We start from the raw sequence: 19,512 nt of genomic DNA, 5'->3' as shown, positions 1-19,512 counted from the left end.
TGAAAAACGCTGACTATTTAGATATATTAATAGCCATGCCTTTTTTGACAGAATGAAACTGATTTTCATTAGGACCAAATAGCGTTATTTTGTTCTTCTTACCGCCATATGTGCCAATGTGATCAGTGCTTGCTTGTATTCTGACTCGGGAATGATTGAAAGCTCTGTAATGGCTTTATCTGCTTCTTGTTCTGCACGTCTAGTTGTATAGTCAAGTGAACCTGTTTCATGCATAGCGGCCATAATCTCATTGAGCCTTTCCATGCCATTTGAGTGTTCGATGGCTTCTCTAATCATAACCGCTTGTTCAGGTGTGCCATTATGCATTGCATAAAGCAGTGGGAGCGTTGGTTTGCCTTCTGCAAGGTCATCACCTACGTTTTTACCCATCTCTTTACCATCTGAGGTATAGTCCATCACATCATCGATCAATTGGAATGCTGTGCCTAAATAACGGCCATAGTTTTGTAATGCGTTTTCTGTCTCTTTTGGAGCATCGACTAAAAGAGCACCAATTTGAGTGGCAGCTTCAAATAAACGAGCTGTTTTAGAGTAAATCACGTCCATGTAGCTTTCTTCGGTTGTATCAGGATTATTGCAATTCATTAACTGTTGGACTTCTCCCTCAGCAATAACATTAACGGCATCACTCATTAATTTGAGAATTTTTAATGAACCTAAGCCTGTCATCATTTGAAATGAGCGAGTATAGATATAATCGCCTACCAGAACGCTAGCGGCATTACCAAATGCAGCATTAGCGGTTTCCTTACCACGACGCATATCCGATTCATCAACGACATCATCATGCAGCAAGGTGGCGGTGTGAATAAACTCAACAAAGGAAGCGGCAGTGATGTGATCTTGCCCCTGATAGCCTAAAGCTTTAGCCGAGATAAGGGCAAGTAAAGGGCGTATACGTTTGCCTCCACTGCTAACAATGTAAAACCCTAATTGGTTGATTAAACTAACATTAGAGTTAAGTTGTGCGTGAATAGTCTCATTCACTTTAGTCATATCATCAGCGGTTAGCGCTTGGATAGCATTAAAATCCATGTTCATTCCAGCAAAGTTAGGCATCACAATAAAAAATATTATTGAATTCTACACTAAAAAATATTGATAAACACGGCTCTAAACGGCATCATTACACCACTTTTATTTGGCGATGATCTTTTCGCCATTTTCTTTAATATTTATCTTGTCAAAGGGTGAGCTCTCAAGTAGAATCTGCGCCCTATTGATGACAAGTTTAAGCGCACACCTGATATGTTTAAAATAACTAACATGATGCTGTGCGGAAAAAGCGGAGTAAAATATGTACGCTGTTTTCCAATCTGGTGGTAAACAACACCGTGTAAGCGAAGGTCAAACTCTTCGTTTAGAAAAATTGGACGTAGAAACTGGCGCAAACGTAGAGTTTGAATCAGTTCTTATGGTTGCTAATGGTGAGGAAATCACTATTGGTGCACCTCTGGTTGCTGGCGGTAAAGTAACTGCAGAAGTAGTTAAGCACGGTCGTGGCGATAAAATTAAAATCGTTAAGTTCCGTCGTCGTAAGCATTCTCGTAAGCAAATGGGCCACCGTCAGTGGTTCACTGAAGTCAGAATTACTGGCATCAGCGCTTAATTAACATAACGGAGAAGCTAACACATGGCACATAAAAAAGCTGGTGGTTCTACTAATAACGGTCGCGATTCAGAAAGTAAACGCTTAGGTGTTAAACGTTTTGGTGGCGAATCTGTTCTTGCAGGTAACATCATTGTTCGTCAACGTGGTACTAAATTCCACGCTGGCACTAATGTTGGTATCGGTAAAGACCATACTCTATTTGCTTTATCTGAAGGTAAAGTTAAATTTGAAGTTAAAGGTCCTAAGAACCGTAAGTTCGTAAGTATCGAAACTGCATAAGTTTTTACTTACAATATGAATTCAAAGCCCTACCTTTATGGTGGGGTTTTTTATTTAGAACAAGTCTATAAGACCCTAGACCCTAGACCCTAGACCCTAGACGTAATGAAAAACATCTACTGGGATTTACAGTCTGTGGTCTACACTATAATAAACTTGCCAATATGCAGGTGGAGTAGCAAATGAAATTCGTTGATGAATCAACCATAAAAGTAGAAGCGGGCGACGGCGGTAATGGCGTAGTCAGTTTTTGGCGTGAAAAATTTGTAGAGAAAGGCGGCCCTGACGGCGGTGATGGCGGTGATGGCGGTGATGTATATATGCAAGCCGATGAGAACCTAAACACACTTGTTGACTATCGTTTTGAGCGTTTTCATAAAGCTGAACGTGGCAAAAATGGTAGCGGTGGTAACTGTACTGGTCGACGTGGCGCAGATAAAACCATTAAGGTTCCTGTTGGCACACGTGCTGTTGATATTCATACCAACGAAGTGGTTGCAGAAGTCACTGAACATGGTAAAACCATCATGATCGCGAAAGGCGGTTGGCATGGTTTAGGCAACCAACGTTTTAAATCCTCAGTTAACCGTGCACCTCGTCAAAAAACGATGGGAACAAAAGGTGAAGTTCGTGAATTACGCCTAGAGTTATTGTTGTTGGCTGATGTCGGCATGTTAGGTTTACCTAATGCGGGTAAATCTACGTTTATTCGTGCTGTTTCTGCCGCCAAACCGAAAGTAGCTGATTATCCATTTACCACGTTGATTCCAAGTCTTGGTGTCGTTCGAGCTGGTGCTGAACGTAGTTTTGTTATTGCTGATATTCCAGGGCTAATTGAAGGTGCTGCGGATGGTGCTGGCTTAGGCATTCGCTTCTTAAAACACTTAGAAAGATGTCGAGTGCTATTGCACATGATCGATCTTCTTCCTATTGATGGTTCAGACCCAATAGTGAATGCATTAACTATTATTGATGAGCTTGAGCAATACAGTGAAAAAGTTTCTGCTAAACCGCGTTGGTTGATCTTCAATAAAGTCGATCTTATGACCGAAGATGAAGTAGATGAGAAGATCCAAGAGATCATTGATGCGCTGGGCTGGGAAGGGCATTACGCTAAAATTTCAGCGGTTAAAAAATTAGGCACCAAAGAGCTTAGTTTCCAGTTAGCTGAATTTATGGAAAGTTTACCAAAAGAAGAAGTTCAAGTTACTCTGGATGATGAGAAGGTTGACTTCAAGTGGGATGATTACCATAAAGATGCGATGAGCGGTAAAGATGTTATTACCGAGGAGTGGGACGACGAGGATTGGGATGACGACGAAGATGACGGCCATGTCATTTATGTTCATGACTAATTCGAGCTGATTTTAATTGCTTGAGCACAAGAAAGCTGCAATTTCTCTTTGAGATTTTGCAGCTTTTTTATTTTAAGTCATGCTTTTTAATAATGAAGTCGGGCAAACTGAACTTACTTGGCCGGATGCCTAATGATTGCTCATAGTAAGGAATAATGATTGTCATGGAAGCAAATCAGAAAAACATTACCCGCTTTATTATTCATGCAGGACAAATGTTATTGGCTCATGGAGCTGAAAGTACTTTGGTTTCAGATATTACTCGTCGCTTAGGCCTAGCTTGTGGTGTTGATGAAGTGGAAGTTTCGTTATCTGCTAGCTCATTAATTGTAACTACTATCATGGATGGGAATTGCGTTACGACAGCAAGAAGAAGCCCTGACAAAGGCATCAATATGTCTGTCGTTACGGAGGTTCAGCGTGTTTGTATCATGGTTGAACGTCAAGTATTAGATTTTTCGATGGCGCAACGGAAACTAGAAAGAATTCAACCGACACGTTATAACCGTTGGCTTGTTGTGTTAATGATAGGCTTATCTTGCGCTGCTTTTTCTCATTTAGCGGGTGGGGATAAAATAGTTTTTATTATTACTTTTATCGCGTCCTCGATTGGCATGATCGTCCGACAAGAAATTGGTCATCGAAATTTTAATCCGTTACTTAACTTTGCTGCGACGGCTTTTGTGACAACGCTCATTTCATCCCAAGCGGTGATTTATCAATTAGGCAGTCACCCATCATTACCAATGGCATCCTCTGTATTAATGCTTGTTCCTGGCTTCCCTTTGATTAATGCAGTAGCGGATATGCTGAAAGGTTATATCAATATGGGCATAGCCCGTTTTGCGATGGCCAGTTTACTTACCTTCGCAACCAGTATTGGGATTGTTGGAGCCATGACGATTACAGGATCATGGGGATGGATACATTGATGTCACTCTTTCTTGCACTACTCAATGATATGTTCTTTGCAGCCATTCCTGCTGTCGGTTTTGCTTTGGTCTTTAATGTCCCGGCTAAGGCATTAAAATATTGTGCAATTGGCGGCGCTCTGGGCCATGGTTCTCGTTTTCTATTACTGCATTATGGTGTTGAGATTGAGTGGGCAACACTATTTTCAGCTACTTTTGTGGGAATGGTCGGTATCCATTGGGCTCATCGATTTTTGGCTCACCCAAAAGTGTTTACGGTTGCAGCCATGATCCCTATGATACCCGGTGTGTACGCTTTTAAAGCGATGATAGCAGTGGTGGAAATTAATCATATTGGCTACAGCCCTGAATTATTTGCATTATTAATGGATAATTTTTTACAAGCTATGTTTATTATTGCTGGGCTTGCAATAGGGTTAGCGATGCCGGGCTTATTATTTTATCGCAGAAAATCAGTGATATAGTTTTATATTGTTATGAGTTAGGAGATTAACGTGAAAATTAGCATGATAGCCGCAATGGCAAAAAATCGAACGATTGGAAAAGACAATCAAATGCCGTGGCACTTACCTGCTGATTTTGCTTGGTTCAAACGTTGCACATTAGGAAAGCCGATTGTTATGGGCAGGAAAACCTATGAATCAATCGGTCGTCCACTACCAGGTAGGATGAATATTGTGCTTAGTCGTGATTCTAGTCTATTGATTGACGGTGTGACAGTGGTTAGTAATATTGATGAGGCCAAGCAAGTTGCTGGCGATGTTGAAGAACTGATGATCATTGGTGGTGGCAGCATTTATCAAGCCTGCTTAGAGCAGGCTAATTGTTTGTACTTAACATTTATTGATGCTGAAATTGATGGTGATACTCAATTTCCTGATTGGGGAGAAGGCTGGACGGTAACTCACCATGATACTTATACCGCAGATGAGAAGAATAAATATGACATGGAGTTTGTGATTTTAGATCGTTAACTTATCTTTTCATTATCTGTATTTTAGCAGAAGACGGACGTTTAGATCTTAGTCATCTGCTTAAATATGGGAAAATCATTTGATAGCACGTTGAGTAAATAATTGCTTATCTTCCCATCTTAACATTGATAAATACTCCCCCCACACGCAACCTGTATCGAGTCCGATGACATTAGCTTGCTGATCATTGCATCCCATCAACGCTGCCCAATGACCAAAAATGACCGTTTTTTCTAATGAGATACGATTAGGAACTAGAAACCAAGGCAGTAGGCCACTTGAATGAGCTTGTTCAGGAGGAAGTTTACATTCTAAATCTAATGTCCCATCACGAAGGCAAAACCGCATTCGAGTGAAAGCATTAATAGAATAACGATATAGTTCGATGCCTTCTAAAGACTCACTCCATTGAGTTGGTTGATTGGAGTACATATTTTCAATTGACCATTGCCAGTTATCACTCTGTAAACATTGCTCAATATTTTTTGCTGCTTGGCGAGCGGTTGGAAGATCCCATTGTGGCGAAATACCGGCATGGCACATTACAAATTCTGGATGTTCTGCGAGTAAAGGTTGTTGGCGTAGCCAGTCCATCAACTCATTTCTATCGGGGGCCGAAAATATATTAGCGGTTTTGTCCTTTGGTTTACTGGCAAATAAGCCAAGATGAACCGCAAGTAAATGCAAATCATGATTGCCTAAAATGCATTGAGCAGCATTTCCGAGAGATCGAACAAATCGAAGTGTTTCGAGTGATTTTGGACCTCGGGCAACCAGATCGCCGGCGAGCCACAGGGTATCGCTTTGTGGATCAAATTGAACTTGATTGAGTAGCTGCTGCAACTCATCAAAACATCCTTGAATGTCACCGACAATATACGTTGCCACAATGTCTCCCTAATTGAGAATATTGGGAATAGCTAAACGAAAAGGAGATATCTCTGCGATAAAGGGACTTCCTTGTTCATCTATCATCCCATAGTGTCCTTGCATGACGCCAACGGGAGTTTCAACCGCCGTACCACTGGTGTAAGTGTAGTCTTGCATTGGTTCTATCAAAGGTTTTTCACCGACGACTCCATCACCCTCAATGCTGAGTTGCTTACCATTGGCATCGGTAATTAACCAACGACGCGTGAGGAGCTGAACCGATTGTTGGCTTAAATTACGAATAGTAATCGTATAGGCAAAGACATAGCGATGTTGTTCTGGTTGAGATTGTTCAGGAATATAGCGGGTTTGAACTTGGCATTTAATACAAGGGATGGTCTCGATTGACATAAGCGATCTCCTATCCTTAGGGGAAGACAATTAGCGCACCGTTTATGCTATAAAAATTGGTACGCTAATAGGTTTATTTAATCCTCAGACTCTGGTGAGGTCGATTTAGCATCAAGATAATTGGCTAAGTCAACAAATTGTACCAAGGTTAAATTTTCAGGGCGAACACTTGGGTTGATATTAAGCTGTTCTAATTCTTCAACGCTAGCCAGTGCTCTAAAGCAATTTCTTACGGTTTTACGACGTTGGTTAAAACCTTCACGGCAAACTCGTTCAAGCCATTTTAAGCTAGTTGCAGGATGAGGAAGAACCTCATAAGGCATTAGGCGTACCACGGCAGAATCAACTTTAGGTGGTGGAATGAAGGCGGTAGGTGGCACTTCTAGCACTGGCATAACTTTACAATAATATTGCGCCATTACTGTTAAACGACCATAAGCTTTTGACCCAGGCCCAGCGGCTAAGCGATTAACCACTTCTTTTTGCAACATAAAGTGCATATCTTGAATATCACTATGAAATTCAAATAAATGAAACATCAATGGTGTTGATATGTTGTATGGTAAGTTACCAAAAATACGTAATTTATTGTTCGGTTTTACCAGTTGAGTAAAATCAAAACGCATAGCATCACCTTCATAAATGGTGAGTTTGCTCGCCAATTCAGGGTGATTACGTAAACGATGTGCTAAATCCCGATCAAGTTCAATAACGGTTAGTTTATCAACTTCACGTCCAACGGGTTCCGTGATAGCGCCAAGACCAGGGCCAATTTCAACCAAGTTTTGTCCTGGAAGTGGATTAATTGCTGATACAATACCGTCGATAATGTAGGGATCATTAAGGAAGTTTTGACCAAAACGTTTACGCGCTTTGTGACCTAAATGGACATCATTACTCATTATAATTTCTCATTTTAGTAAACTAATACCGTGCTTAATATAAGGTATTAATTGGTATTAATTGGTATTAGGATTCGAACTTTCAGCAAGCTCCAATGCATGGGTTATAGCAGTTAAGAAACTGCCTATGTCGGCTTTCCCTGTGCCAGCTAAATCAAGAGCAGTACCATGATCAACGGAGGTGCGTATAAAAGGCAAACCTAAAGTGATGTTGACCGAATTCCCAAAGCCTTTGTATTTTAGTACAGGTAGCCCTTGGTCATGATACATAGCTAATACAGTGTCAGCTTGATCTAAATATTTAGCATTAAAGATAGTATCTGCTGGTAGCGGCCCAACAAGATTCATACCATCTTTTTGTCTTAATCCTTCCAATGTCGGTGTGATGGTTTCAATTTCTTCACGCCCTAAACATCCATCTTCCCCTGCGTGAGGATTGAGACCGCAAACATAGATCGATGGATTTTCAATACCAAACTTATTGACCAAGTCAGTATGTAGAATACGAATAATACTTTCTAAACGTTCAGCGGTAACGGCTTGGCTGACATAGGCTAAAGGAATGTGAGTGGTCACTAACGCGACACGTAAACCTTCAGTCGCAAGCATCATGACTACCAGTGGTGTGTTAGATTGCTCAGCAAAAAATTCGGTATGCCCGCTAAAGGCAACGCCTGCACGATTAATTACACCTTTATGAACTGGCCCTGTAACTAAAGCATCGAATTCTTTACTCATGCAACCTTCGCATGCACGTTTTAGCGTTTCTAATACATAATGACTATTTGCTTCATTAAGCTGCCCGGCTACAACAGGAGAGGCTACATCGATGTGCTCAACATATAATTGCCCTGCTTGTGATGGCATTGCCTCTTGTTGCGCTTGGTAATCGAGAAGTACAACATCAATATTAAGCTGCTCAGCACGCTGCATCAGCATGTTTTTATCCGCGCAGACGATCAATTGATGTGGCCAACTTTTTTGTGATAAGGCTAAAACTAAATCAGGACCTATGCCTGCTGGTTCACCTGCGGTGATGACAATGCGTTTACTATTTAGCATCGTCATTTTCTCCGGTTGCATTATCATCTAATATTTCAACATAAGCGCCGGCTCGAACTTCTTGTAACCACGCGACGGCTTCATCATTGAATTTACGTTTGAACAGTATTTGATAAGCCTTATTTTTCATTGATGATTCAGTTCTATCTACGGTTCTGCGATCAAGTACTTTCACAATATGCCAACCATAAGTCGTTTTGAAGGGCTCACTGATTTGGCCAATAGCTAAATGATCAACTTGGTATTTAAATTCGGGTGCGTATGAATCGGAGGCTTGATAACCCAGCTTTCCATCAGCAACAGCAGAGCCTGGGTCTTGGCTGTATTGTTGGGCAAGCTGGCCAAAAGTTCGTTTACCTGATTTTATTTCGTCAATAAAATCGTTAAGTTCTTCTTTTGCACCCTCATCACTTAATATTATCGATGGTTTGATTAAAATATGTTGAGCATTCACTTCTGTAACGGCAACGGTTTGAAGGCCTTTTACATCTTCAATCATCATGATATGAAAGCCTATGCCACTACGAAATGGACCAATGATAGCGCCTTTTCCTTGCGTGGTGATTTGGTCAGCAAAAATAGTCGGCATTTCTTCTTTTCGCATCCAGCCCCAGTCACCACCTTCTAATGCTTTAGGTCCTTTTGAATAAGTATAGGCAAGTGTTGAAAAGTCCTCTCCTTGCTTCAAACGCGCGACTAATTCTTCTGCTTGTTTTTCAGTGGCTTGTTTATCATCTCCAAATTTAAGTTGCAGTTGCGATATTTTATATTCAACCGTTGAGGTAGTTTGATCGGCTAATAATCCAGCTAAGGTTTCGACTTCTGAAGGTGAGACGTTAATACGACGACGCACTTGAGCATTACGCGCTTCACTTATCGCCATCTCTTTACGGATCTGTTCACGAAAAATAGAATAAGTCAGACCTTCATTTTTGACCGATGCAGTGAGCTCTTCGATTGTTTGATTATGATCTTTGGCGATACTTTTTATTGCTTGCTCCAAGCGTTCATCATCAATTTGAATACCCATTTTTTGAGCTTCTTGAAGTTGAATTTCGTCAGTGATCAGTTTTTCTAGTACTTGCTCTTGGAGAATTTTTTCATCAGGTAAGCCTTTTTCACCCGCATTCGCTTTGACGGTTTTCATCGCGTTATCAACATCAGTTTGTAAAATTACACCGATGTTAACAATAGCAATCACTCGGTTCAATTCTTGTGGCGCAGCCAAAGCAGAATGACCGATACCTAATGTGAATAAGCTTAATATCGCAGGGATCCATTTTTTCATTATTACGTCCAAAATAGTACTTAAAGAGAAGCCAGAAAGTGAGGTGCTGGCTTATTCATTTTATATGTTTGATTGATTATTAATTCAAGCTAAATGGTCTGCCATAGCCCAAGGCGTTATCACCATCGCTATAAGTTAACCCTGTCGAAGTACCTAAACCTTTAATACCAAAGTTTACGCTAATTTTGCCTTCATATTCAGGGCCTGGTTCAGGATAAATGTTTCTTACATCGCCTGACGACATCATATGACGAGAATAAGTGACGCCCAAGAACCAGCAATCATCGTTATAAGTTAAGCCAACCAAGCCTTCTAACATTTGGTTTTCAGTTAAATCATGGTAATAGTTGGCATTGAAGTCCCAACGATCCACTATTTTAAATTGAGTTAACATACCAAGTTGAGAGATACCATCACGGGTGTATGTATCTAAACGATCGCCAATGTTAGGTGCACTAGTTTCAATATATTCTTTTGATGTGTAACGGTAGTTTAGTTGGGTGTAACCCGTTGGCAGCTTATATTCAATAGTGCTATTGGCTTGCTGTAAATTTGATAGGTTTGTGTCGTATTGAATGCCACCCTTATATTGCCATTTATCACTAATATTCCATTCATTTTCTAATGCCCAAGCGGATAAGTGCTCGTCTGAATTTTCATTTTCGTTGGGATCCAAATAGACAATCTGGCCAACCGAAATATTAAAACGTTCTTTAAAGTCTTGATCGTAAAAACGAGAGGTTGCACCATAACTTACTTGGTTTGATGGTGCGATATAATCCACACTGCTGTACTTCATATCACGGAATAGGCCGTAATAATCTTGCTGCATTAATGTCGTGTCGTAGCCATCATATATATCCTCTTGATTCACTTTTGGTATATATAGGTACTGTAATCTTGGTTCTATGGTTTGGGTATAATCACCAAAAAACTTCTCGTTACTGTCCATATACAATGAACCATTAATACGAAACTCTGGCACCACTCGTTGAGCGTTTTCTTTTAAATTAGTATTTGATACGTCACCATCTTTTAAATCTTGATCGTAGTAGGTGTACATAACTTTAGCTTCAGAGGTTAACTGACCCCAAGGCGCTGACAACGGAAGAACGATTCCCGGTTCTACGTGCACACGTGTGGCGTCGGGTAATTCACTATTATCAGTCTCAAACTTACTGATATGGCTATCCCATTCAAAATCGACATTAGGAATAACACTTGGGCGATAATACTTAAAGCCAAGTTGAGGCATTAAACGGTAAGGTGTTGCAGTTGTGAGGACTTGGAAGTTGCGAACTTTCAATGTGGTATCAGAATAATCAGTACGATAGCTAATCTCACCCATTTGATTTAATTGGCCGTCTTCACGTTCACCAATATTTGAATCTAAATCATCAAGATAAGTTTTGTCACTGACTTTGGCGTAATCGACAGAAAATTTCCAGTTACGCTTGTAGATGCCTTCATGTTGCCAGTTAACACCCCAACGATGTCCTTTGTCTGAATAGAGATCATCTTCATTTAAATATTCAAAAGCGACAGAGCCTGATCCGAACCCATCAGTAAGGTAACGGAAGTTATTCTCTAATTGAGTACCACGCTTTTGCATGTAGTTAACGGTGGTGGTGAGATCGTAGTTTGGAGCAAGGTTAAAATAGATTGGGATATTGACTTCCAAGCCATTTTTAGTGTCATAGGCACCATTTGGGTAAAGGAAACCGGTTTTACGTTTCTTGCCGATTGGTACCGTAATATAAGGCCAGTAAAATACAGGCACATCGAGAATTTCAAAGCGAGTATTATAAAATGTCGCTTCTTCTTCATTATTATCAATATCAATATCGGTCGCTTTTACACGCCAAGATTTGTTATCTTCAGGACAAGTTGTTAGTGTGCCATCTTGCATTGTATAAATGGCTTGTCCGTCTTTTAATATATAAGCTGCATCACCACGAGCACTTTGGCACAGTAATTTAAACTGAGTATCATACAATTCAATGCGATTACCAATGAGATCCGAGTTGACTTTTTTTGATGTCGATTTTATTTGGCCATCATTGGTTTGAACATTGCCATCAGCGATGGCGGTATTGTTCGATTGATTAATCGTTACTTTATCGGCAGTGATGGTTTTATGGCCCTGGGTGACAACTACATCACCGGAGTAGATAGCTTGGTTTTGTCCTTGAGTGGTAACATTATCCGCTTGAATGTTCACAGGGATGTTGGATTGATCTGCTTTATTTGCATCTGGCGCTATACATTGCTCTACAGGAGCGGTTATTTCTTCTTGCGCACTATCACTACTACTTTCGTCGGCGAAAGCAGAAGGTAGGAAGGCAGCACTAATAAGAGTGGCAAGAAAAGTGCGAGAAATTCGAAACATTGAGTAAAATAGTCCTGTGAAACTTTAGTTAATATTGTTTTTTTTAGAAATTTTCAGAAATAAGACGAACTGTATAAAGATTTCTATATCATATAGGTAAACGGCTTTAATATACATTGTTCAACTAGATAAAAGACACGTTTTATAACATTAAGATTGTAAGTTGAGTATGGTAAAAATTATCCCTAAGAGGGGTTTTAAAGCTCATCGACACTATACAGACAATAGTTAAGAATAAAAATTCATAGTTTGGAGAATTAGGTAACTAGATGATAGGTAAATTACTGGGTATTTTGTTTGGTTCAATGATAGGTGCTATTCCCGGCGCTATTATTGGTTGCTTTATTGGGCATCAATTTGATAAAGCGCGAAGAAATCAGCGTGGATTCCAATCTGCATTTGGCTCCGGGGCATCACAAGCGGAAAGGCAAACGGAGTTTTTTCAGGCTGCTTATGCGGTAATGGGACATGTTGCTAAAGCTAAAGGGCAGGTGACACAGCAAGAAATTCAACTTGCGACAGTGATGATGGATCGAATGAATCTGTCTCCGGAGCAAAAAAAGATCGCTCAAGAAGCTTTTCGTCAAGGTAAAGAGTCAGGGTTCCCTTTGCATGATACGTTACGTAAAGTGCGTTTTTCAGCGGGTCGCCGACGTGACTTGTTGCAGTTTTTCCTTGAGTTGCAAATTTCAGCGGCTTTTGCTGATGGTGAATTACACCCTAGTGAAATACAAGTCCTGCAAACGGTAGCGCAAGAATTAGGATTTACGGCTCAATATTTACAACAGCGTTTACGTATGCAAGAAGCTGCATTTCGTTTTCAGCAAGGCGGTGGTTTTGGTGGATATCAGCAGCAAGGTCAGCAATCTGGCGGACAATGGCAGCAAAAAACGTCAGCATCACAACTTAACGATGCTTATGACTTATTAGGTGTTGATAAAGATGCAGATGCAAAAACCATTAAGCGTGCACACCGTAAATTAATGAATGAACATCATCCTGATAAATTGGTGGCTAAAGGTTTACCTACGGAAATGATGGAAGTTGCTAAGCAAAAAGCGCAAGAAATTCAAAGTGCTTATGACCTTATCAAAAAAGAGAAAGGATTTAAGTAAAGAAATAGCACTTGGTAGTTCTATCTATTCTCGTTTAAAGCCCAGTTATAATCGTAGCTGGGCTTTTTGTTTATCTGCTTTATTTCTGGTTTAAAGTGAGATAAATAGTTCAATACTCCTTTTTCTCCTCCAAAATCAGTCGCATACCAATCATAAATTGAAGATAGAGTTAACTGATCGTTGCTGGAAATAATGACACCTTTTTTACTATTGATGAATTCATGCTCTGACTGAGTTAACAAGGCTTCGGTATTTTTCGCAGTAAAAGCCTGACTGGATAAGTTCGGGCAACCTAAGCTGGCACAGTTCACCGCATAATGAATACGTCGATCTTTCCAGATAGGGCGTAAAATTCGGTGTTCAATATCATTGAGTGTTAAAGAAACAGTATTGATTGATATGACCTTTTCATTCCAAGGACCAAATGAAAATAAACCACCAAGCTTAGTGATCGATTCTATCGGATAATTATCAATAATAAGTTTTACAGTTAACGCATTGTATAGATTGATCCAATAGGCAAATTGTTCTTGTCTGTTCAGTCGGCGCGGATCTAACTTGGCCAAAGATTGCAGGTATTGATTCAGAATTTGTTTGTCTTCATCATTAATGGTGGCATAACGAAATAAGTGGTTTTCACCCTCGGTAACGAGGTTATGATCGAGAATATTTTGCCATGCGGAATGATCGATAACTTGAGTGCTGTTTTCGTTGCTGGCATTCCAATAAGGCCAAAGCTCAGATTTGGGCGCCGAAAAAGAGCTAAAAGAAAAAAGAGAAAGTAGTAAAAGCGTGAGTCGGTACATGGTAAGCCTTCATTGATGATTACTGTAAAGATAGACCAATAAAGCGCAATGGATCTTTCATAAAAAATCCTAATATTTAATTAGTCAGCTAATGCTGATTTAAATACTAGGATTTTATAATGAGTACGACTTCTATTATCTCAAAAAGCTGGGAATGTTATTTTCAAATTCCGTGATTTTATCGGCGTGTTGCAAAGTTAAGCCGATATTATCCAAACCATTTAATAAACAATGGCGACGGAATTCGTCAATTTCAAACGAGTAGGTTTTTCCGTTAGCGGATACGCTCATAGCTTCTAAATCAACGGTGATTTGTGCACCTTCATTGGCTTCAACAAATTGGAATAGTTCATCAACTTCGCTTTCGCTTAATCTTACTGGCACAAGCTGATTATTGATCGAGTTACCATAGAAAATATCCGCAAAACTTGGTGCGATCATTACTTGAATACCGTAATCCGCCAGAGCCCAAGGAGCATGCTCACGTGATGAACCACAACCAAAGTTTTCACGTGATAGCAAAATGCTCGCGCCTTGATAACGAGGTTTGTTCATAATGAATTCAGGGTTTGGTTGTTGCCCTGCATCATCTAAGAAACGCCAATCATTGAATAAGTGTTGACCAAATCCAGTACGAGTCACTTTTTGTAGAAACTGTTTTGGGATGATTGCATCGGTATCAATATTAGCAATATCCAATGGAACCACTAAGCCGGTATGTTTTTGAAATCCTTGTGACATAGTGTGCTCCTTATTGTGTTTTTTCTGTTTGTGACGATAAGTTGAATTGGCGAATATCAACAAAATGGCCAGCGATCGCGGCGGCCGCAGCCATGGCAGGGCTCACTAAGTGAGTACGACCATCACGACCTTGGCGACCTTCAAAGTTACGGTTGCTGGTGGAGGCACAACGCTCTTGAGGCCCTAAGCGGTCATTGTTCATCGCAAGGCACATAGAGCAACCCGGCAAACGCCATTCAAAGCCAGCATCGATGAAAATTTTATCCAAACCTTCAGCTTCAGCTTGAGCTTTTACTTGTTCAGAACCCGGAACGATCAAAGCTTGTACATTGGCAGCCACTTTCTTGCCATTGGCAGCTATTACTACCGCAGCGGCAGCGCGCATATCTTCAATGCGAGAATTGGTACAAGAGCCAACAAATACTTTATCGACACTGTAATCAGACAATTTCTTACCGGCTTCTAATCCCATGTAAGCTAGTGCTTTTTTAGCCGAGCTTTGTTCTACAGGATCTGAGAAACTCTCTGGAGCAGGAATAATGCCGTCGACCGACATTACTTGACCAGGGTTGGTACCCCAAGTTACTTGTGGAGTGATTTCGGATGCGTCTAATGTGACAACTGCATCAAATTTCGCATCGGCATCGGATGGAAGTGTTTTCCAATATTCAACCGCAGCATCAAATTCTGCGCCTTTTGGTGAGAATTTTTTACCTTGAACATAGTCAAATGTAGTTTGATCGGGAGCGATAAGGCCTGCTTTAGCGCCAAGTTCGATCGCCATGTTACAAACTGTCATGCGGCCTTCCATCGAAAGGTCGGTAATGGCTTCACCGCAGAATTCGACCACATAACCAGTACCGCCAGCAGCTGTAGTTTTTCCAATGATCGCGAGTACAATATCTTTCGCGGTAATGCCGTCGGCGACTTTGCCTTTAACTTCGATCTTCATGGTTTTGGCTTTCGCTTGTTTTAGCGTTTGAGTCGCCAAGACATGTTCAACTTCAGACGTTCCAATACCAAAAGCAAGGGATCCAAATGCGCCGTGGGTGGCAGTGTGAGAGTCACCACAAACAATGGTCATACCTGGCAAGGTTATCCCAAGCTCCGGTCCCATAACATGCACGATACCTTGGTATTTATGGTTTAAATCATAAAGGGTAACGCCAAATTCTAGGCAGTTCTGCATTAGGGTTTGCATTTGAATTCGTGCCATTTCACCTGATGCATTAATGTCTTTGGTGGTGGTGGACACGTTGTGATCCATCGTGGCAAACGTTTTGCTTACTTGACGTACCGGGCGACCTTTCTCACGCAAACCATCAAAAGCTTGCGGTGAAGTGACTTCATGTACTAAATGGCGATCAATATACAGAATAGGTGTTTCACCTTCCGCTGCTACTGCCACATGAGCATCGTAGACTTTTTCGTATAGTGTTTTTGATAAAGACGTAGATTTTGACATTGCTTCTACCTGCTCGTGCTTATTGATTAGAATTAAGGATATATTGCGCGATTTTGTCACCCATTTCTGAAGTAGACAGCGCTGGTTTATCACCGGCTAAATCACCCGTTAGCTCTCCGGCTTCTAGGGCTTTAGATACTGCATTTTCGATATCTTGTGCAGCTTTTTCTTCATTTAAGCTATAACGGAGCATTAACGCTGCCGATAGTATTTGTGCTACTGGGTTAGCTATGTTTTTACCTGCAATATCCGGTGCGCTGCCGCCTGCTGGTTCATACAAACCAAACTTGCTTTCATTTAGGCTGGCCGAAGGAAGCATGCCCATCGAGCCTGTGATCATGGCGCATTCATCAGAAATAATATCGCCAAAAATATTAGAGCAAAGCATCACATCAAACTGAGAAGGATCTTTGATTAGTTGCATGGTGGCGTTATCGATGTAGATATGTGACAACTCGACATCAGGGTAACCTTTGGCGATTTCTTCTACTACTTCACGCCATAAGATTGAGCTTTGTAGAACGTTGGCTTTATCGACAGAGCAGACTTTTTTGCCACGTAAACGAGCCGATTCAAAGGCAATTTTCGCAATGCGTTCAATTTCGTAACGATGATAGATTTCAGTATCAAATGCTTTTTCTTCAGGGCCTTCGCCTTCACGACCTTTAGGTTGTCCAAAGTAGATCCCGCCAGTTAATTCACGCACGACCACAATATCAAAACCACGCTCAGAAATATCCGCGCGTAATGGTGAGAACTTTTCTAAACCAGCATGGATTTGTGCAGGGCGAAGATTACAAAATAATTGGAAGTGCTTACGCAGGGGAAGCAATGCACCGCGTTCTGGTTGTTCGTTCGGTGGTAGATTTTCCCATTTAGGGCCGCCGACTGAACCAAATAAAACGGCATCCGATTCTTCACAAGCTTTTAGTGTGCTACTTGGAAGTGGTGTACCGTGATTATCAATCGCAATTCCGCCGACATCATGTTGTTCACGTTCGAAAGTAATAGCGTGCTTTTTTTCTATCGCATCAAGAACTTTATGTGCTTGTTGCATCACTTCTGGGCCAATGCCATCACCGGGTAAAACTGCAATTTTGTACGTAGCTGCCATGGGGGTCTCTCTTCCTTAAAATTATGTATACTCTTCGTACTTGAAGATACAGTTTTGTTGACTACGTTTACTCACCCCTGTTACATAGGCAAGCTATGCTCATGGGGCTTCGTTCTCTTGTCGCCTCACTGTAACGCCAATTACTTTGAGTATAAAATTAACCGATAAACTAGATTAAGTGATAGTTGTATCACTTGCTCTAAAGGTTGGGTTATACGGTTTCCATTCTTTTTGATTGTTTGATTTCTGCGATTTGATCGGCGCGATGAATGCTATTAATAACATGAAGCAGTGCTTGACCTGAAGCTTCAACGATATCGGTCGCTAAACCAGTACCATGATATTTACGGCCTTTGTAATTGGCAATAATATCGGCTTGACCTAAGCCATCTTCCCCTTCACCTTTAGCGGTTAGGTCGAATTTATCTAGCACGATGTCATAACCTGTTAACTTATAGATGCATTGGTATAGAGCATCAACTGGACCATTACCGACAGCCGCTTCGCATTTTTCTTCATCGCCACACAATAATTTAATGCTGGTGGTCGCCATCACACTGCCAGATTGGACACTTAAGTAGTTCAACTTAAAGTAGTCGTCCTCATCACGCAAGTTGGCAAAATGCATTAGAGATTCCAAGTCGTAATCAAATACTTGTCCTTTGCGATCCGCAAGTTTCAAGAAGTCTTCATACAAAGTATTTAGATTGTAATCTGAATCCTTGTAACCCATGGTATCCATATGGCTTTTCACTGCCGCGCGACCCGAACGACTGGTTAGATTCAACGCTTGGTTTTTAAGGCCAATAGATTCCGGTGTCATGATCTCATAGGTATTTTTATTTTTTAGCATGCCATCTTGGTGAATACCAGAGGAGTGGCTAAAGGCATTGGCGCCCACAATCGCCTTGTTACTTTGAATCGGCATATTACAAAGCTGACTAACAAGCTTACTGGTACGGTGAATTTCATCGTATTTAAGTCCTGTATTCACACCTAAGAAGTCACCACGGGTTTTAATCACCATGGCAATTTCTTCAAGCGCACAGTTACCGGCGCGCTCACCAATCCCGTTAATCGTTCCTTCAACCTGACGAGCACCCGCTTGAATTGCTGCCATGGAGTTTGCTACGGACATGCCTAAATCATCGTGACAGTGAACTGAGATAATCGCTTTATCAATGTTTGGTACACGGTTAAATAAAGTGGCGATAATGCCGCCGAATTCGTTAGCTAAAGTGTAGCCGACTGTATCTGGAATATTGACCGTGGTTGCGCCTGCATTAATTGCAGCTTCAACAATACGGCATAGGTTATCGATAGGAGTACGGCCAGCATCTTCACAAGAAAATTCAACATCATCGGTGTATTTTCGAGCACGAGTAACAGAGCGAACAGCCATCTCAACTACATCATCATAACTACGGCGAAGTTTGTCTTGGACGTGAATCGTTGAGGTTGAAATAAAGGTATGAATTCGGAATGCTTCGGCGACTTTTAGAGCTTCTGCTGCAACATCGATATCTTTTTCTACGGCGCGAGATAGGGCACAAATACGGCTGTGTTTGATGTTTTTAGCGATCGTTTGAACGGATTCAAAATCACCAGGAGAGGAAATAGGGAAGCCAGCCTCAATCACATCAACACCTAAGCGTTCCAGTGCATAAGCAATTTGCAGTTTTTCTTTCACCGTTAGGCTGGCTGAAAGTGCTTGTTCACCATCGCGTAAAGTGGTGTCGAATATAATTACTTGATCATTCATAGTGGCTTCCTTTTGGTGTTAAGTACGCGATCCAACGCGATTTAAATATTTAGCTTTGGTGAGCTAAATGCAATAAAAAAGCCCGCATGATAATGCGGGCTTTTTTGGAATTCTTATGTGGTATGTTTCGTCCACTGCCTACCCGCGCGATTTATTCACGATAAGGAGGAGGTTGAGTAGAGTTGAAACATTTTTAGTCATTTATTTTCTTCCACATAGTTAGTGTCTAAATTAGTACCGCATTTACCTTGGTGGCGTCAAGGTTTTTGATGAAAAAATATTCATTAAATGTCGGCTTCATTTGATATTGTTGGCATCATTCTATTGTTCTCTATTCCATTACATCATTTGCCCAGTCGATTAATCTTACCTATTTGTTATTACAGCCAGAATAGAAAACGATGCTCTATTATG

Annotated in this window: 19 protein-coding genes; 7 read left to right on the top strand and 12 right to left on the bottom strand. The window is 40.9% G+C overall.

The window, feature by feature from the left end:
• Nucleotides 1-84 precede the first annotated feature (84 nt).
• The gene (gene ispB, locus FH976_RS07715) at nucleotides 85-1,056 is read right to left on the bottom strand and encodes an octaprenyl diphosphate synthase (protein WP_194090299.1); all 972 of its coding nucleotides are present in this window, start codon (nucleotides 1,054-1,056) and stop codon (nucleotides 85-87) included.
• A gap of 262 nt (nucleotides 1,057-1,318) precedes the next feature.
• Here ispB and rplU point away from each other — a divergent pair, with 262 nt between their 5' ends.
• From rplU to folA, 6 genes are all read left to right on the top strand, one after another.
• Nucleotides 1,319-1,630, top strand: a complete 312-nt coding sequence (gene rplU / locus FH976_RS07710; protein ID WP_194090298.1) for a 50S ribosomal protein L21 — start codon at nucleotides 1,319-1,321, stop codon at nucleotides 1,628-1,630.
• Between the two features lie 24 nt (nucleotides 1,631-1,654).
• A complete protein-coding gene (rpmA, locus tag FH976_RS07705; protein WP_017026335.1) occupies nucleotides 1,655-1,912 on the top strand; it encodes a 50S ribosomal protein L27 in 258 nt (85 codons plus the stop codon).
• A gap of 182 nt (nucleotides 1,913-2,094) precedes the next feature.
• The gene (gene cgtA / locus FH976_RS07700) at nucleotides 2,095-3,267 is read left to right on the top strand and encodes an Obg family GTPase CgtA (protein WP_194090297.1); all 1,173 of its coding nucleotides are present in this window, start codon (nucleotides 2,095-2,097) and stop codon (nucleotides 3,265-3,267) included.
• Between the two features lie 164 nt (nucleotides 3,268-3,431).
• Nucleotides 3,432-4,199, top strand: coding sequence for a threonine/serine exporter family protein (locus tag FH976_RS07695; RefSeq protein ID WP_194090296.1), 768 nt, complete (start codon nucleotides 3,432-3,434; stop codon nucleotides 4,197-4,199).
• Nucleotides 4,187-4,663, top strand: coding sequence for a threonine/serine exporter family protein (locus FH976_RS07690; protein ID WP_194090295.1), 477 nt, complete (start codon nucleotides 4,187-4,189; stop codon nucleotides 4,661-4,663). Before FH976_RS07695 ends, FH976_RS07690 begins: the two co-directional genes overlap by 13 nt.
• Before the next feature lie 30 nt (nucleotides 4,664-4,693).
• Nucleotides 4,694-5,173, top strand: a complete 480-nt coding sequence (gene folA / locus FH976_RS07685; protein ID WP_194090294.1) for a type 3 dihydrofolate reductase — start codon at nucleotides 4,694-4,696, stop codon at nucleotides 5,171-5,173.
• Between the two features lie 75 nt (nucleotides 5,174-5,248).
• Here the strand turns inward: folA and apaH are convergent, their stop codons facing one another.
• The 6 genes from apaH to lptD all read right to left on the bottom strand — a co-directional run bounded on the left by apaH (nucleotide 5,249) and on the right by lptD (nucleotide 12,095).
• Nucleotides 5,249-6,061: a bis(5'-nucleosyl)-tetraphosphatase (symmetrical) ApaH gene (gene apaH, locus FH976_RS07680; protein ID WP_194090293.1), complete on the bottom strand. Its 813-nt coding sequence runs from the start codon at nucleotides 6,059-6,061 to the stop codon at nucleotides 5,249-5,251.
• A gap of 9 nt (nucleotides 6,062-6,070) precedes the next feature.
• Nucleotides 6,071-6,454 (bottom strand): Co2+/Mg2+ efflux protein ApaG, encoded by a 384-nt coding sequence (gene apaG, locus FH976_RS07675; RefSeq protein WP_194090292.1) that lies wholly within the window; start codon nucleotides 6,452-6,454, stop codon nucleotides 6,071-6,073.
• A gap of 77 nt (nucleotides 6,455-6,531) precedes the next feature.
• Entirely contained in the window at nucleotides 6,532-7,356 is an 825-nt protein-coding gene (gene rsmA, locus FH976_RS07670) for a 16S rRNA (adenine(1518)-N(6)/adenine(1519)-N(6))-dimethyltransferase RsmA (protein ID WP_194090291.1), read from the bottom strand.
• Nucleotides 7,357-7,413: 57 nt separating this feature from the next.
• Nucleotides 7,414-8,418 (bottom strand): 4-hydroxythreonine-4-phosphate dehydrogenase PdxA, encoded by a 1,005-nt coding sequence (gene pdxA, locus FH976_RS07665; protein WP_194090339.1) that lies wholly within the window; start codon nucleotides 8,416-8,418, stop codon nucleotides 7,414-7,416.
• Nucleotides 8,408-9,706 carry a peptidylprolyl isomerase SurA gene (gene surA, locus FH976_RS07660; RefSeq protein ID WP_194090290.1) on the bottom strand — a complete coding sequence of 433 codons (1,299 nt, stop codon included), beginning with the start codon at nucleotides 9,704-9,706 and terminating at the stop codon, nucleotides 8,408-8,410. Before surA ends, pdxA begins: the two co-directional genes overlap by 11 nt.
• Before the next feature lie 79 nt (nucleotides 9,707-9,785).
• Nucleotides 9,786-12,095 carry an LPS assembly protein LptD gene (gene lptD, locus FH976_RS07655; protein ID WP_194090289.1) on the bottom strand — a complete coding sequence of 770 codons (2,310 nt, stop codon included), beginning with the start codon at nucleotides 12,093-12,095 and terminating at the stop codon, nucleotides 9,786-9,788.
• Between the two features lie 269 nt (nucleotides 12,096-12,364).
• On the opposite strand from lptD, the gene djlA reads away from it, so the two are divergent.
• Nucleotides 12,365-13,210, top strand: coding sequence for a co-chaperone DjlA (gene djlA, locus FH976_RS07650; protein ID WP_194090288.1), 846 nt, complete (start codon nucleotides 12,365-12,367; stop codon nucleotides 13,208-13,210).
• Nucleotides 13,211-13,230: 20 nt separating this feature from the next.
• Here the strand turns inward: djlA and FH976_RS07645 are convergent, their stop codons facing one another.
• From FH976_RS07645 to leuA, 5 genes are all read right to left on the bottom strand, one after another.
• Nucleotides 13,231-14,016, bottom strand: coding sequence for a DUF547 domain-containing protein (locus tag FH976_RS07645; RefSeq protein WP_194090287.1), 786 nt, complete (start codon nucleotides 14,014-14,016; stop codon nucleotides 13,231-13,233).
• Nucleotides 14,017-14,151: 135 nt separating this feature from the next.
• Complete coding sequence (gene leuD, locus FH976_RS07640; RefSeq protein ID WP_194090286.1) at nucleotides 14,152-14,757, bottom strand: 3-isopropylmalate dehydratase small subunit; 606 nt, start codon at nucleotides 14,755-14,757, stop codon at nucleotides 14,152-14,154.
• Between the two features lie 10 nt (nucleotides 14,758-14,767).
• Entirely contained in the window at nucleotides 14,768-16,222 is a 1,455-nt protein-coding gene (leuC, locus tag FH976_RS07635; protein ID WP_194090285.1) for a 3-isopropylmalate dehydratase large subunit, read from the bottom strand.
• A gap of 19 nt (nucleotides 16,223-16,241) precedes the next feature.
• Entirely contained in the window at nucleotides 16,242-17,336 is a 1,095-nt protein-coding gene (gene leuB / locus FH976_RS07630) for a 3-isopropylmalate dehydrogenase (protein WP_194090284.1), read from the bottom strand.
• 211 nt (nucleotides 17,337-17,547) lie between these two features.
• Nucleotides 17,548-19,098 carry a 2-isopropylmalate synthase gene (gene leuA, locus FH976_RS07625; RefSeq protein ID WP_194090283.1) on the bottom strand — a complete coding sequence of 517 codons (1,551 nt, stop codon included), beginning with the start codon at nucleotides 19,096-19,098 and terminating at the stop codon, nucleotides 17,548-17,550.
• Between the last annotated feature and the right edge of the window lie 414 nt (nucleotides 19,099-19,512).

Origin of the sequence: Vibrio hibernica, from assembly GCF_015223435.1 — a bacterium.
Lineage (GTDB): Bacteria > Pseudomonadota > Gammaproteobacteria > Enterobacterales > Vibrionaceae > Vibrio > Vibrio hibernica.
Note: the sequence above shows the minus strand (reverse complement) of the source record. Positions and strands in the feature narration are given on the sequence as shown.

Excerpts from the sequence above, each read along its gene's own strand:
- djlA (WP_194090288.1), top strand. The coding sequence starts at position 12,365 with ATGATAGGTAAATTACTGGGTATTTTGTTTGGTTCAATGATAGGTGCT.
- rplU (WP_194090298.1), top strand. The coding sequence starts at position 1,319 with ATGTACGCTGTTTTCCAATCTGGTGGTAAACAACACCGTGTAAGCGAA.
- rsmA (WP_194090291.1), bottom strand. The coding sequence starts at position 7,356 with ATGAGTAATGATGTCCATTTAGGTCACAAAGCGCGTAAACGTTTTGGT.
- leuD (WP_194090286.1), bottom strand. The coding sequence starts at position 14,757 with ATGTCACAAGGATTTCAAAAACATACCGGCTTAGTGGTTCCATTGGAT.
- pdxA (WP_194090339.1), bottom strand. The coding sequence starts at position 8,418 with ATGCTAAATAGTAAACGCATTGTCATCACCGCAGGTGAACCAGCAGGC.
- rpmA (WP_017026335.1), top strand. The coding sequence starts at position 1,655 with ATGGCACATAAAAAAGCTGGTGGTTCTACTAATAACGGTCGCGATTCA.
- cgtA (WP_194090297.1), top strand. The coding sequence starts at position 2,095 with ATGAAATTCGTTGATGAATCAACCATAAAAGTAGAAGCGGGCGACGGC.
- leuB (WP_194090284.1), bottom strand. The coding sequence starts at position 17,336 with ATGGCAGCTACGTACAAAATTGCAGTTTTACCCGGTGATGGCATTGGC.
- leuC (WP_194090285.1), bottom strand. The coding sequence starts at position 16,222 with ATGTCAAAATCTACGTCTTTATCAAAAACACTATACGAAAAAGTCTAC.
- FH976_RS07695 (WP_194090296.1), top strand. The coding sequence starts at position 3,432 with ATGGAAGCAAATCAGAAAAACATTACCCGCTTTATTATTCATGCAGGA.
- FH976_RS07690 (WP_194090295.1), top strand. The coding sequence starts at position 4,187 with ATGGATACATTGATGTCACTCTTTCTTGCACTACTCAATGATATGTTC.
- lptD (WP_194090289.1), bottom strand. The coding sequence starts at position 12,095 with ATGTTTCGAATTTCTCGCACTTTTCTTGCCACTCTTATTAGTGCTGCC.
- surA (WP_194090290.1), bottom strand. The coding sequence starts at position 9,706 with ATGAAAAAATGGATCCCTGCGATATTAAGCTTATTCACATTAGGTATC.
- ispB (WP_194090299.1), bottom strand. The coding sequence starts at position 1,056 with ATGGATTTTAATGCTATCCAAGCGCTAACCGCTGATGATATGACTAAA.
- FH976_RS07645 (WP_194090287.1), bottom strand. The coding sequence starts at position 14,016 with ATGTACCGACTCACGCTTTTACTACTTTCTCTTTTTTCTTTTAGCTCT.
- leuA (WP_194090283.1), bottom strand. The coding sequence starts at position 19,098 with ATGAATGATCAAGTAATTATATTCGACACCACTTTACGCGATGGTGAA.
- apaG (WP_194090292.1), bottom strand. The coding sequence starts at position 6,454 with ATGTCAATCGAGACCATCCCTTGTATTAAATGCCAAGTTCAAACCCGC.